Annotated in this window: 14 protein-coding genes; 8 read left to right on the forward strand and 6 right to left on the reverse strand. The window is 70.1% G+C overall.

What is annotated here, in order from left to right:
• The first annotated feature begins 11 nt into the window (after positions 1-11).
• Complete coding sequence (locus HNQ67_RS05385) at positions 12-764, forward strand: DUF1223 domain-containing protein (RefSeq protein WP_183253156.1); 753 nt, start codon at positions 12-14, stop codon at positions 762-764.
• A 96-nt stretch (positions 765-860) separates the two neighbouring features.
• Positions 861-1,688 carry a hypothetical protein gene (locus HNQ67_RS05390; RefSeq protein ID WP_183253159.1) on the forward strand — a complete coding sequence of 276 codons (828 nt, stop codon included), beginning with the start codon at positions 861-863 and terminating at the stop codon, positions 1,686-1,688.
• Between the two features lie 3 nt (positions 1,689-1,691).
• Here HNQ67_RS05390 and HNQ67_RS05395 read toward each other — a convergent pair whose 3' ends face one another.
• Together HNQ67_RS05395 and glpK are read right to left on the reverse strand one after the other, a co-directional pair.
• On the reverse strand, positions 1,692-2,768 hold the full coding sequence (locus HNQ67_RS05395; protein WP_183253161.1) for a phosphotransferase family protein: 1,077 nt from the start codon (positions 2,766-2,768) through the stop codon (positions 1,692-1,694).
• Entirely contained in the window at positions 2,765-4,258 is a 1,494-nt protein-coding gene (gene glpK / locus HNQ67_RS05400) for a glycerol kinase GlpK (protein ID WP_183253163.1), read from the reverse strand. Before glpK ends, HNQ67_RS05395 begins: the two co-directional genes overlap by 4 nt.
• Before the next feature lie 242 nt (positions 4,259-4,500).
• Between glpK and HNQ67_RS05405 the strand changes: the two genes are divergently transcribed.
• The 4 genes from HNQ67_RS05405 to HNQ67_RS05420 are packed head-to-tail and all read left to right on the forward strand — an operon-like array spanning position 4,501 to position 6,675.
• Positions 4,501-5,490, forward strand: a complete 990-nt coding sequence (locus tag HNQ67_RS05405; protein ID WP_183253164.1) for a threonine ammonia-lyase — start codon at positions 4,501-4,503, stop codon at positions 5,488-5,490.
• 10 nt (positions 5,491-5,500) lie between these two features.
• Positions 5,501-5,995, forward strand: coding sequence for a MaoC family dehydratase (locus tag HNQ67_RS05410; RefSeq protein ID WP_183253166.1), 495 nt, complete (start codon positions 5,501-5,503; stop codon positions 5,993-5,995).
• Positions 5,996-6,034: 39 nt separating this feature from the next.
• Positions 6,035-6,295, forward strand: a complete 261-nt coding sequence (locus HNQ67_RS05415) for a type II toxin-antitoxin system Phd/YefM family antitoxin (RefSeq protein ID WP_183253168.1) — start codon at positions 6,035-6,037, stop codon at positions 6,293-6,295.
• Positions 6,292-6,675, forward strand: a complete 384-nt coding sequence (locus HNQ67_RS05420) for a type II toxin-antitoxin system VapC family toxin (protein WP_183253170.1) — start codon at positions 6,292-6,294, stop codon at positions 6,673-6,675. The genes HNQ67_RS05415 and HNQ67_RS05420 overlap by 4 nt, the downstream gene beginning before the upstream one ends.
• A 7-nt stretch (positions 6,676-6,682) precedes the next feature.
• On the opposite strand, the gene HNQ67_RS05425 is transcribed toward HNQ67_RS05420, so the two are convergent.
• From HNQ67_RS05425 to HNQ67_RS05435, 3 genes are all read right to left on the reverse strand, one after another.
• Complete coding sequence (locus HNQ67_RS05425) at positions 6,683-6,853, reverse strand: hypothetical protein (RefSeq protein ID WP_183253172.1); 171 nt, start codon at positions 6,851-6,853, stop codon at positions 6,683-6,685.
• 31 nt (positions 6,854-6,884) lie between these two features.
• Entirely contained in the window at positions 6,885-7,820 is a 936-nt protein-coding gene (locus HNQ67_RS05430; protein WP_183253173.1) for a Gfo/Idh/MocA family protein, read from the reverse strand.
• A 111-nt stretch (positions 7,821-7,931) separates the two neighbouring features.
• The gene (locus HNQ67_RS05435; RefSeq protein ID WP_183253175.1) at positions 7,932-9,092 is read right to left on the reverse strand and encodes a DegT/DnrJ/EryC1/StrS family aminotransferase; all 1,161 of its coding nucleotides are present in this window, start codon (positions 9,090-9,092) and stop codon (positions 7,932-7,934) included.
• A 142-nt stretch (positions 9,093-9,234) separates the two neighbouring features.
• On the opposite strand from HNQ67_RS05435, the gene HNQ67_RS05440 reads away from it, so the two are divergent.
• Both HNQ67_RS05440 and HNQ67_RS05445 read left to right on the forward strand, forming a co-directional pair.
• A complete protein-coding gene (locus HNQ67_RS05440) occupies positions 9,235-9,747 on the forward strand; it encodes a D-glycero-alpha-D-manno-heptose-1,7-bisphosphate 7-phosphatase (protein WP_183253177.1) in 513 nt (170 codons plus the stop codon).
• A gap of 51 nt (positions 9,748-9,798) precedes the next feature.
• Positions 9,799-10,674 carry an alpha/beta fold hydrolase gene (locus HNQ67_RS05445; protein WP_183253179.1) on the forward strand — a complete coding sequence of 292 codons (876 nt, stop codon included), beginning with the start codon at positions 9,799-9,801 and terminating at the stop codon, positions 10,672-10,674.
• 153 nt (positions 10,675-10,827) lie between these two features.
• Here HNQ67_RS05445 and HNQ67_RS05450 read toward each other — a convergent pair whose 3' ends face one another.
• Positions 10,828-12,861 carry an NAD(+) synthase gene (locus HNQ67_RS05450; protein ID WP_183253181.1) on the reverse strand — a complete coding sequence of 678 codons (2,034 nt, stop codon included), beginning with the start codon at positions 12,859-12,861 and terminating at the stop codon, positions 10,828-10,830.
• Between the last annotated feature and the right edge of the window lie 145 nt (positions 12,862-13,006).

The following is a 13,006-nucleotide window of genomic DNA, read 5'->3' on the forward strand; positions in this document are numbered from 1 at the left end:
AGGTGCGCGCCATGCGCACGAGGGGCTGGATCATCCCTGCGGCGGTCCTCGTGATCGCCTCCATCGCGGCCGGGTCCAGCGCCCAGCCTGCGAGCCCTGTCGCGCCCCGCGGCGAACCCCCCGCCGAGCCTGTGGTGGTCGAGCTGTTCACGGCCCAGGGCTGCGCCGGATGCCCCGAGGCCAACACCCGGGTCGAGGCCCTCGCCGACACGCCCGGCGTCATCGCCCTGACCTACGCCGTCGACTACTGGGACTATCTGGGCTGGCCCGACACCTTCGCCCGGCCGGAGTTCGCCCAGCGCCAGCGCGCCTATCGCCGCCCGCTCAAGCTGCGCGCCATCGGCACGCCGCAGGTGGTCATCGACGGCCGCCGTCAGGTGCCGGGCGCCGGCGAAGAGGCGCTCAAGGCCGCCGTCGAGGAAGAGGCGGCCCGCCGGGTCTTCCCGCCCGAGATTGAATTCCGCGAGGCCGGCGACCGGGTCGGCGTCGGATCGGGCCGCGTCCCCGCCGGCGGCGCCGAGGTCGTGGCCGTGGTCTATCGGCCCGGGCCGCAGACGGTCCAGATCGAGCGCGGCGACAACCGCGGCCAGACGGTCCGCCACGTCAATGTCGTCCGCTCGGTGCGCAGCCTCGGCGACTGGACCGGACGGCCCGCCCTCTACGACCTGCCGGACGGGCTGGCGGCGGACGAGGCCGTCGCCGTCCTGGTGCAGGCCCGGGCCGACCGCCGCATCCTCAACGGCGCCGTGCTGCCGCCGCGCTGACCCGGTCAGCTTTCGTCACTGGCGTCGCTTGAACCCCCGCCCCCACAGTGCAAGCTTGGCCGCCCGCATCCCCGGGCGTTAGTCACAGGCGCGCGCATGACACCGGCCCTCCGTCTGATCGCCATCCTCGGCCTGGTTCTGACCTGCGCCGGGTGCGGTACGGCGGCCGCCGCCCGTCAGGACCCGGCGCCGACGGCGTCCTCACCCGAGGCCGACGGCGTGGCCCAGGTCGTCACGGCCGCGGAACTGGCGGCCTGGGGCCGCGCGCGCCGCGACGCCGACGCGCTTCTGATCGCCGCCCGCATGCTGGACGAGGTGCCGCTGCGCCTCGGCGCCAGCGGCGACCCCGGCCTCGGCCCCGTGCTGACCCCGGCGGGACTGAGGCTGGAGGCGGCTGCCTTGCGCGCTGATCAGAGGGCGGTCGAGGAAGTGGTCGTCACCGGTTCCCGGGCCCGCCGCAACGAGGATCGCGCCGTCGAAGTCCAGCGCGAGGACCTGGCCGAACCGCGGCAGCCGGCGCCGCGCCAGCCCGCCCAGCGCCAGCCGACCCGCCCCGCCCCCGCGGCCCCGCCGCCGCCGCCTCCTCCTCCTCCTCCTCCTCCCCCGCCCGCGATGCTCGGCGTCCAGTCGTCGCCGTTCGGCGCCGGTCCGGTCTCGACGGTCAGGCGGCTGGCGTCCCGCGAAAGCTGGAGCTTCGAGATCGACGCGCGCGGCGCGGAGATCCTGCGCATCGCCGCCATCGGCGACGGCGACACCGACGTCGACCTGACGGTGCGCGACGCGGCCGGCCGGGTCCTGTGCGCCGACGGCTTCGGCGACCACTATCCGGTCTGCACCCTGTCCCCCGGCGCGCCCGCCCGGCTGAGGGTGCAGGTGGTCAACCGCGGCGCCCTGTGGACCCGCGTGCAGGTATTGTCGAACTAGGGATCAGGCCCCGGCCTTCTTCGCGAACGCCAGGGCGCCCTCGGCCAGCATCGGAACCTGCGCCGCCATGGTCTTGGCATGGGCCGAGGCCGCCGTGCCGTCGCGCACCCGCCCGGCGATGCCCTGACAGATGGCCGCCAGCCGGAACAGGTTGTAGGCGAACAGCCAGTCGAGGTCGGCCGGCCGCGCCCCGGTCAGACCGGCGTAGCGTTCGACCATCTGCTCCACCGTGGGAATGCCCAGCGCCTCGATGTCCGCCCCGGCCAGTCCGTTCCGCGCCGTCGCCGGAATCACCCAGGCGATCAGCAGATAGGAGAAGTCGGCCATCGGATCGCCCAGGGTCGACAGCTCCCAGTCCAGCACCGCCCGCACCTTCGGCGTCTCGGGATCGAGGATCAGATTGTCGAGCCGGAAGTCGCCATGGACGATCCGCGTCGGCCCCTCCGGCGGCAGGGTGGCAGGCAGGAATTCGATCAACCGGTCCATGGCCGGGATCGGATCGATCTCCGAGGCCCGGTACTGTTTGGTCCAGCGCCCGACCTGGCGCTCGAAATAGTTGCCCGGCCGGCCGTAGTCGCCGAGCCCGATCGCCGCCGGATCGAAGGCGTGCAGCGCCGCCAGCGCATCGACCTGGGCGTCATAGACGTCCCGCCGCTGCTCCGGCGTCATGCCCGGCAGTTTGAGGTCCCACAGCACCCGGCCCTCGACCTTGTCCATGACGTAGAACATCGAGCCGATCACGGTCTCGTCGGTGCACAGCGCCCACGGCCGCGCCACCGGATAGCCCTGGGCGTGCAGGGCCGAGATGACGGTGAACTCGCGGTCGACGGCGTGCGCCGAGGCCAGCAGCGTCCCGGGCGGCTTGCGGCGCAGCACATAGGTCCGGCCGGGCGTGGTCAGCTCATAGGTCGGGTTCGACTGCCCGCCCTTGAACTGGCGGATGGCCAGCGGACCGGAATAGGCCGGCACATTGGCCTCCAGCCAGGCGTCCAGCTGATGCGTGTTCAGCGCGTGGCGCGGATCGACCTCGCGCGTGCCGGAAAAGGCGGTCTGGGCGTCCTCGAGGTCGGTCTGGCTCATTGCGCGGCGATGATGGCGGCCTTCACCGCCCCGCGCCACCCCTTGAGCAGCCGCTCGCGCTCGTCCGCCCCCATGCGCGGCTCCCAGCGCGCCGGCGCCTCGGCCGGATGATCCTCCAGATCGCCGATCAGGCCGACGCCCAGCGCCGCCAGCCGGGCCGCCCCCAGCGCCGTCATTTCCTGGAAGGCGGGGCGCTCGACCGTCACCTCGCAGATGTCGGCCACGAACTGCATGGCGAAGGCGTTGGCGGTGACCCCGCCGTCGACCTTGAGCACCTTCAGCTTCGGCGCCCCGTCCTTCTCGAGCGCATCAAGCAGATCCCGCGTCTGGTAGGCGAGGCTTTCCAGCGCCGCCCGCACCATCTGCGCCGGGCCGGAATCGCGGCTCAGACCAACGATCGTCCCGCGCGCCTCCGGCTCCCACCACGGCGCCCCCAGGCCGGTGAAGCCGGGCACGAGATAGACCCCGCCATTGTCTCTCAACCCCTGCGCCATCGCCTCGGACTGGCGCGACTCCGAGATCACCTTCAATTCGTCGCGCAGCCACTGGATCGCCGACCCGGCCGAGAAGATCGAGCCCTCCAGCGCATAGGCGACCTGCCCGTTGGCCGCGTAGCCGAGGGTGCCGAGCAGACGGCTGGTCGAGGCCACGGGCGCCGCTCCGACATTGGCCACCAGAAAGGCCCCTGTCCCGTAGGTGATCTTGGCGTCTCCGGCCTTCAGCGCCCCATGTCCTACCAGTGCGGCTTGTTGATCCCCCGCCGCGCCATGGATCGGCAGGGCCGCGCCGAACAGCGACGCCTCGCAATCGCCGAGATGGTCGGCGCAGTCCCGGATTTCCGGCAGTCCCGCCATCGGGACATCGAACAGCGCCGCCAGATCGGGCCGCCACCGCCGGCTCGCCAGATCCATCAGCGAGGTCCGGCTGGCGTTGGTGGCGTCGGTGACATGGCTGGCGCCGCCGGTGAGCTTCCAGATCAGCCAGGTCTCGATCGTGCCCAGCTTGACCTCGCCCCGCGCCGCCCGCTCGCGCGCGCCCGGCGCCGCGTCCAGCAGCCAGGCGAATTTCGAGGCCGAGAAATAGGGGTCCAGGATCAGCCCCGTCGCCGCCTGCACCATCGGCTCATGCCCCGCCGCCGCCAGCGTCGACGTCGCTTCCGCCGTCCGCCGGTCCTGCCAGACGATCGCCCGGTGCAGCGGCTCCCCCGTCGCGGCGTCCCAGACCACCGAAGTCTCGCGCTGGTTGGTGATGCCGATGGCCGCGAACCGCCCGACGCCGCCCGCCTTGCCGACCACCTCGCGGCAGGTCTGCAGCGTCGCCGCCCAGATCTCGGCCGCATCATGCTCGACCCAGCCCGGCTTCGGGAAATGCTGCGCCAGTTCGATCTGGCTGACCGCCAGCGGCCTGAGCCGCCCCCCGTCCCCGCACTCGAAGGCGATGGCCCGGGTCGAGGTCGTGCCCTGGTCGATGGCGAGGATCAGTCGGTTCATCCGGGCAGGTTAGATCGACCTTCGACAGACTCAACCGCTATCCCGGCGGAGCCGGAGCAACCCCCCTCATCAGCCGCCGGTTGGTTCATCACAACGAACACCACGGGTCACGGCGAACACGACGGCATGGGCGCCAGTCTCCGGCCCCGTCGTGTCCTCTGTGATTCTCCGTCGTGTTCGTTGTGATGAACCCCCGAAAAGCCCGGCTTCGCCGGGATGCAATCACGCGGTATGGATATTCCATGCACACCGCCTCCTTCGCCGGCGTTCAGGACGCCGCCCGTCAGATCGCCGGCCGCGCCGTGCGCACCCCCCTGATCGAAAGCCCGGCGCTCAACGCCCGGACCGGCGGCCGCGTCCTGCTCAAGGCGGAGACCCTGCAGGTCGCCGGCGCCTTCAAATTCCGCGGCGCCTGGAACCGCATCAGCCGCCTGTCCGAGGCCGAGCGGGCGCGAGGCGTGGTCGCCTATTCCTCGGGAAACCACGCCCAGGCCGTCGCCGCCGCGGCGCAGATGCTGGGCATCGAGGCGATCATCGTCATGCCCGCCGACAGCCCGGCGGTGAAGGTGGCCGGCGTTCGCGCCTTCGGCGGCGAGGTGCGGATGTACGATCGCTACAGCGAGAGCCGCGAAGCCATTGGCGAGGAGATCGCCGGGTCGAAGGGCTCGGTTCTGGTGCGCCCCTTCGACGACCCCTTCGTGATCGAGGGTCAGGGCACGACCGGGCTGGAGATGATCGATCAGGCGAAAGCTCTCGGCGCCCATATCGACCAGCTGGTGTGCGGGGCCTCGGGCGGCGGGCTGCTCGCCGGCATCAATCTGTCGATGGCCGCTCTCGCGCCACACAGCCCGGTCATCGCGGTCGAGCCGAAACACTACAATGACATGCAGCTGTCGATCGCGGCCGGCGAGCGGAAGACCTATCCGCCCGCGCCCGGCACCATCTGTGACGCCCTGATGACCGACCGGCCCGGCGAGCTGACCTTCCCGATCAACCGCCGCGTCGAGCGGGTCGAGACCGTCTCGGACGCCGAGGTGGCCGAGGCCGTCCGCTACGCCTTCCACGCGCTGAAACTGGTCGTCGAGCCCGGCGGCGCCGTCTCCCTCGCCGCCCTGCTGGCCGGCCGGCTCCAGACCCGGGGTCGCACCACCGCCCTCGTCCTGTCCGGCGGCAATGTCGACCCGGCCCTGTTCGCCGCCATCATCGAAGACCGCTTCACGCCCATCGCCTAGGAGCCAGACCATGAGCCGCACCGAGCGAAAGGGGGCGCCGACGCCGGTCGCCGACCTGCCCGGCCTGATCGGCCGGGAGATCGGCGTCAGCCGCTGGATCACCGTCGACCAGACCCGCATCGACGCCTTCGCCGAGGTCACCGAGGATCGCCAGTTCATCCACATCGACCCCGAAGCCGCGGCAAAGACTCCGTTCGGGGGCACGATCGCCCACGGCTTTTTGACCCTCAGCCTGCTCTCGGCCATGACCTATGACGCCGTACCGCCGCTCGAGGGGGTGGTGATGGGCGTCAACTACGGCTTCGACAAACTGCGCTTCCTCGCCCCGGTGCCGGCGGGATCGAACGTCCGGGGGCGGTTCAAACTGATCTCCGCCGAAGACAAGGGCCCAATGGGGGGCGGCTCCCGCTGGCTGCTCAAGCACGAGGTCACGGTCGAGCTCGAGGGCGCCGACAAACCGGCCCTCATCGCCGAATGGCTGGGCATGCAGGTGGTGGGCGGCTGAGACATTGAATTGGACCGTCATCTGGTCCATATTCTGGTCATGACCCAGGTTCCCCTCTCCGTAGCCAAAGCACAGCTGACCGAGCTCGTACGCCGCGCGGAAGAGGGAGAAACCGTCGTCCTCACCCGACACGGCAAGGACATCGTCCGCCTGCTCCCGCTGCGCGTCCCCGCGAGGCTGAAGGAAAAGAGGATGGCCGCCATCCGGGCTGCCCAGGCGGCCGTTGGCGATCTCCCGGCCGACTTCGACGCCGCCCGCAGCCAGGACTTCCTGTACGACGACGACGGCCTGCCTGGATGATCGCGGTCGACACCTCGGCTCTGATCGCCGTTGTGGCGAAGGAGCCGCTGGCGTCGCGGTGCGCCGGGATCCTGCGCGATAACACCCTGCTCATCTCAGCCGCCACTCTGACAGAGGCCCTCATCGTGGGGAGTCGTCCCGAGTTCGGGCGAGCGATGAAGCCCTTCCTGACAGCTCTTGAACTGACGGTCGTCGAAGTGGACGAAGAATTCGCGGAGCGCGCCGCGGAGGCTTACCGGCGCTGGGGCAAGGGGTTTCACGGAGCCCGCCTGAACTACGGCGATAGCTTCAGCTATGCCCTTGCGGAGCTGTACGACTGCCCGCTGCTCTATGTCGGCGACGACTTCGCCCGGACCGATATCCGAAGCGCCCTCGCCTGAACGGCGGTCAGCCCCCGCCGATGCCCTCGATGATCCGCCCCGAGCCCTCGCACGTCGGGCAGGGCCGGTCGCCGACCAGACCGGTGCCGTTGCAGCCGGGGCAGATATTCTCGCCGGTCCCGGTCGCGCCGGGCTCGGCCTCGTCGCCGGGAGCGGGGGTAAGCGGAACCTCGGTCATGCGCCGGTAACGCGCGGGCGTGGCGGAGGGTTCAGCCCTCCCCCAGGCACCTCAGCGCCACTTCCAGGTTCCTCAGCCCATCCTCGCCGGTGACCGCCGGCGGTTCGCCGGTGCGGATCGCATGCGCAAACGCTTCCAGCTCCTTCTTCAGGGGCTCGGCGGGCCAGCTGTTGACGGCGCGGGTCTGGTAGGAGCCGTCGGCCTGCTGGCCGAAATATTCCGTGACCTGACGGGTGATCAGATCGGCGACCACGAACCGGTTCTTCGTCGCCACCTGCAGGGTGCGCACCTTGTAGGGGGTGACCCAGTTGGTGGTGATGTGGGCGATGACCCCGTTGTCCAGCCGGAACTGCAGCAGGGCGGTGTCCTCGCGATCGGCCTTGGTGCGGGCCAGCTGCGGCTGGACCTCGGCGATCTCGGATTCGGTCAGGTGGCGGATGATGTCGATGTCGTGCACGGCCAGGTCGATGACCACGCCGACCTCGCCCATGCGCGGCGGGAAGGGGCCGACGCGGGTGATCTGGATCGAGATGACGTCGTCGCCCTCGATGGCCCGCTTGACCGCGTCGACAGCCGGATTGAAGCGCTCGACCTGGCCGACCATCAGCACCCGGTTGTTGGCCTTCGCCGCGTCGATCATCCGTCGGGCGTCTTCCACCGTGGCGGCGATCGGCTTCTCGACCAGCACATGGACGCCGGCCTCCAGCAGGGCCACGCCCAGGTCGGCGTGGTGCCGGTTCGGCGTCGCCACCACCGCGGCGTCCAGACCGGCCGCCACGAAGGCCTCGGCCGTGGTCACGGGCGACGCGCCATAGGCCGCCGCCACGCCCTCGGCCGTCGCGGCGTCGGGATCGAACACATGGGTCAGCTCGACGTCGCGGATGTCGGCCAGGACGCGGGCGTGGTTGCGCCCCATGACACCGGCGCCGGCGACGCCGAATTTCAGGGTGGTTTGATGAGTGGTCATGCCTTGCCTTCTAACCCGTCATTCCGGGGCCGCGAAGCGGAACCCGGAACCCGGGACCGCACCCGGACGCCTGGGTTCCGGATCGGCGCTGCGAGCCGTCCGGAATGACGGCTATTTTCCAAAGGTAGCGACGGCGGCGATGATGCGGTCCTGGGTGGCCTCGTCCAGATCGGCATGCATCGGCAGGCTGATGACCCGGTCCTTGAGCCGCTCGGTGACCGGCAGGCCCTGCGGCCCGCGCGGATACATCTCATAGGCCGGCTGCAGGTGCAGCGGGATCGGATAGTAGACCGCCGTCGGCACGCCCTGTTGCTTCAGATGCGCCGCCAGGCCGTCGCGATCGTCGTGCTCGAGGGTGTACTGGGCCCAGTTCGAGACATTGCCCTGCGGCACGTCCGGGACCGCCGCCACATGCGGGCGCAGGCCCTCGTTGTAGCGGGCGGCGATGCGGTTGCGCATGTCGATCTCGTCGCCGAACACCTTCAGCTTCTCGATCAGCACCGCCGCCTGGATGGTGTCCAGCCGGCTGTTCAGGCCGATGCGCATGTTCAGATATTTCGGGTCGTGGTCGAAGGTCTTGCCCTCGAGATCGCGCGCCACCGCCTTGCCGTGCACGCGGATGGAATCGATCAGCTGGGCCAGGTCGTCATCATCGGCCAGCACCGCCCCGCCGTCGCCGTAGCAGCCCAGCGGCTTGGCCGGAAAGAAGCTGGTGGTGGTGATGTCGGCCCACTTCAGCGGATGGTCGCCGTTCAGGGTGCAGCCGAAACCCTGGGCCGAATCGGCGATCAGCTTCAGCCCGTGCCTGTCGCAGATCGCCTTGATGGCCGGATAGTCGGCGGGTTGGCCGAACAGGTCGACGGCGATGACCACACGCGGCTTCAGACGACCTTCCTTCAGCGTCGCCTCGATGGCCGCCTCCAGATGGCCGGGGTCCATGTTGTAGGTCCGGGCGTCGACATCGACGAACACCGGCTCGGCGTCGAACCACGGCACGATCTCGGCGGTGGCCGCGAAGGTGAAGGACGGCACGAACACCGCGTCGCCCCGGCCAATGCCCCAGGCCATCAACGGCAGTGCCAGGGCGTCGGTGCCGTTGGCGCAGCCGAGAGCGTGTTTCGCCTTGCCGAAGGCGGCCAGGTCGGCCTCGAACTGCCGAACCTGCGGCCCCATCACCCACGCGCCGCCGACAACGGCTTCCTGCACGGCGGCTTCGATGGCGCCGCCCAGCCGCAGTCGCTGGGCCTGAAGGTCGATGAAGGGGATGGTCATGCGGGAAGGCTCCGAACGCGCGGTCGGACCGCGCCGGGGTGGCGCTCCCTAGCAAATCGTCCGCGGCCACGCCAAATCGGCGCGGGTCACTTCCCGTGAGGGATTGCAACGACCGCCGGGGGCGCCGTATGGCCAAGGCATCATGACATCCGGCGTACCCGCCGTCTTCCTTGATCGCGACGGCGTTCTGATCGAGGATTCCGGCTATCCCCATCTGGAAGAACACCTGCGCTTCATGCCCGGCGCCTGCGAGGCCGTGCGCCGGCTGAACCAGCTCGGCTACCTGTGCGTGGTGGTGACCAATCAGTCCGGCGTCGCCCGCGGCCTGTTCACCGAAGACCAGATGAAGGCCTTCAACACCCTGCTGGTGCGCCGCATGGCGGGGCAACAGGCGGTGATCGGCGCGGTCTACGCCTGCCCCTTCCACGCCGACGCCCTCGACGAGCGCTACCGCCACCCCGATCACCCGGACCGCAAGCCGAACCCCGGCATGCTCCTGCGCGCCATCGCCGATCACCACATCGACCCGGCCCGGTCCTTCCTGATCGGCGACCGGCCCTCCGACCTCGAAGCCGCCCGCCGCGCCGGCGTCCCCGGCTTTCGCTTCGAGGGCGGCGACCTCGACGATTTCGTAAAAGACCTCCTCGGCCATTGATGGAATTCGTCCGGCGGTGAATTCCTCCGGACGACCTCCCCGGAGCCCCGCATGACCCAGACCTTCGCCGACCGCCGCTGGACAGCGCCCGACGGGCTCTCCCTCTACGCACGAGACTATGCGGCCGCATCCGGCCCGACCAGGCTGCCGGTCATCGCCATTCACGGTCTGACCCGCAACTCGGCCGACTTCGGCGCCATCGCCCCCTTGATCGCCCAGAGCGGTCGCCGCGTGCTGGCGGTCGACGTGCGCGGCCGCGGCCTGTCGGATCGGGCGCCGGACCCGATGACCTATCAGCCGGTCACCTACGCCCACGACATCCTGGCCCTGCTGGACCAGGCCGGGATATCGCGCGCCGTCTTCCTCGGCACCTCGATGGGCGGGCTGATCACCATGGCCCTGGCCGCCCTGCGCTCGAGAGTGATCGCCGCCGCCATCCTCAACGACATCGGCCCCGAGGTGGCGAAGGAAGGCCTGGCCCGCATCGCCGCCTATTCCGGCCAGCCGGTCGACACCCCCGGCTGGGCCGAGGCCGCCGCCTATGTGAAGCAGCACAACGCCGTCGCCTTCCCGCACTACAGCGACGCCGACTGGGACGCCTTCGCGCGCCGAACCTTCCGCATCGGCACTGAGGGCGCGCCGGTGCTGGACTACGACCCCGACATCGCCGTGCCGATCAAGGCCGCCGGGGCCCGGGCCCTGGTCCCCAATCTGTGGCCGATGTTCTCGAAACTGACCAAGGCCCGCCCGGTGCTTCTGGTGCGCGGCGAGACCTCCGACCTGCTCAGCGAAGCCATCGCCGCGAAGATGCAGAAGCGCGCCCCGAGGATGGACTATGTCGAGGTCCCGGGCGTAGGCCACGCCCCCATGCTCGACGAGCCCGAAGCCAAGGCGGCGATCTTTCCGTTTTTGGGCGAAGTGGACTGAGGCGAGGGCTTAGGTCTTAGGGCTTAGGGCTTAGGGCTTAGGGCTTAGGTCAAATGAGCCACAACGGCGCCGCCGCCTCCCCCCTACTCCCTAAGCCCTACTCCCTAAGCCCTACTCCCTACTCCCTACTCCCTACTCCCTAAGCCCTAAGCCCTAATCGGGCACATTCCCCTCCAGCTCATCCAGCCACACCCGCGCGGTGCTGTCCGACGGCGCCCGCCAGTCGCCCCGCGGGCTCAGCGAGCCGCCGGTCACCACCTTCGGCCCGTTCGGCAGGGCCGAGCGCTTGAACTGCGAGGTCTGGAAGAAGCGCACCAGAAACTTCCGCAGCCAGTGTTTGATGGTCGCCAGATCGTATTCGACCTTCTCGTCCTCCGGCGTCCCCGCCGGCCATTCCCCGCGCGACGCGTCCTTCCACGCCTGATGCGCCAGCCAGGCCACCTTCGACGGCTTCAGACCGAAACGGGTCAGGTAGAACAGGAAGAAGTCGTTCAGGGCATAGGGCCCGACCGTCGCCTCGGTCGACTGGATCTTGCCGTCCCTGGCCGGCACCAGCTCGGGCGAGATCTCGGTGTCGAGAATGCCGCGCAGCACCGGCACGGCCTCCGCCCCGACCTGCTCGCGGTCGGCCACCCAGCGGATCAGGTGGCGGATCAGCGTCTTCGCCACCCCGCCGTTGACGTTGTAGTGGCTCATATGGTCGCCGACGCCATAGGTGGCCCAGCCCAGCGCCAGCTCCGAAAGGTCGCCCGTGCCCAGCACGAAGGCGCCGTTCTGGTTGGCCAGCCGGAACAGATAGTCGGTCCGCAAGCCCGCCTGCACATTCTCGAAGGTGATGTCGTGCACCGGCTCGCCCCTGGCGAACGGATGGCCGATGGCCTCCAGCATGGTGGTCGCCGTCGGCCGGATGTCGATCTCCGCCCCCGTGACCCCGAGCGCCTTCATCAGGGCCCAGGCGTTCGACTTCGTCCCCTCGGAGGTGGCGAAGCCCGGCATGGTGTAGCCGAGGATGCCGGCCCGGGGCAGGCCCAGCCGGTCGAAGGCGCGGCAGGCCACCAGAAGGGCCTGAGTCGAATCCAGCCCGCCCGAGACGCCGATGACGATCCGCTCGCCATTGGTCGCCTTCATCCGCCGCATCAGCCCCTGCACCTGGATGTTGAAGGCCTCGTAGCAGTCCTGATCCAGACGGGCCGGATCGTCCGGCACGAAGGGATGGCGGTCCAACGGCCGGATCAGGTCGCCGGACGGCCCCGCCCCGGCTTCGAACGGGACCACCGTCGCCCGCTCGCCCTCCAGCCGGGCGCAGTCGGCGAAGGTGCCGTTGCGCAGCCGGTCCAGCCCGATCCGCTCCACGTCGACATCGGCCACGGTCAGATGGCTGGCCATCGCGAACCGTTCGCCGCTGGCCAGACAGGCGCCCATCTCGTGGATCATCGCCTGCCCGTCCCACGCCAGGTCGGTGGTGCTCTCGCCCCAGCCCGAGGCGGCGAAGACGTAGGCCGACAGCGTCCGCGCCGACTGGCTGGCGCACAGCAGGGACCGCTCGTCCGCCTTGCCGATGACGATGTTGGAGGCCGACAGGTTGAGCAGGATGCGCGCCCCGGCCAGCGCCGCCCGGGTCGACGGCGGCTGCGGCGCCCAGAAATCCTCGCAGATCTCGACCGCGAAGACGAAGCCGGGCCGGTTCGCCGCCTCGAAGATCAGACCGGGCGCGAAATCGACCGTCTCGCCGCCCAGCACGATCGCATCCTCCGACCGGCTCGCCGCCGGCGCGAACCAGCGTTTCTCGTAATATTCCCGGTAGTTGGGCAGATAGGTCTTGGGCACCACTCCCAGCACCCCGCCCGCCCCCAGCACCACGGCGCAGTTGTACAGGGCGTCGCCGTTGCGCAGCGGCGCTCCCGCCACGGCGATCAGCCCGGCCGCCTCGGCCGCCTCGGCGACCCGCCCGATCTGCCGCTCCACCTCATCCAGCAGCGCCCCCTGCATCAGCAGGTCGTCGATGGCATAGCCGCTCAGGCTCAGTTCCGGAAACACCAGCAGGTCCACGCCCTGCGCGCCCGCCCGCTCGATCAGGGCGATATGCTCGTCGGCGTTGGCGACCGGATCGGCGGTGTGCACCACCGGCGTCGCCGCCGCGACGCGGACGAAGCCGTGGGTGCGGGGGCTGTGAAAGACGTCAGGCATTCAAATCTTCCGCTCATCCCGGCGAAAGCCGGGACCCAGTCCTGTCCAGCGTGACGCCGGCGCCTGGGGATCGCCGGTTAGGCTCATATAGGCCCAAACGGCCCGGCCAAAGAACCGGGTCCCGGCTTTCGCCGGGATGAGCGGA

The sequence above is a fragment of the Brevundimonas basaltis genome (assembly GCF_014202075.1).
Classification (GTDB): Bacteria; Pseudomonadota; Alphaproteobacteria; order Caulobacterales; family Caulobacteraceae; genus Brevundimonas; species Brevundimonas basaltis.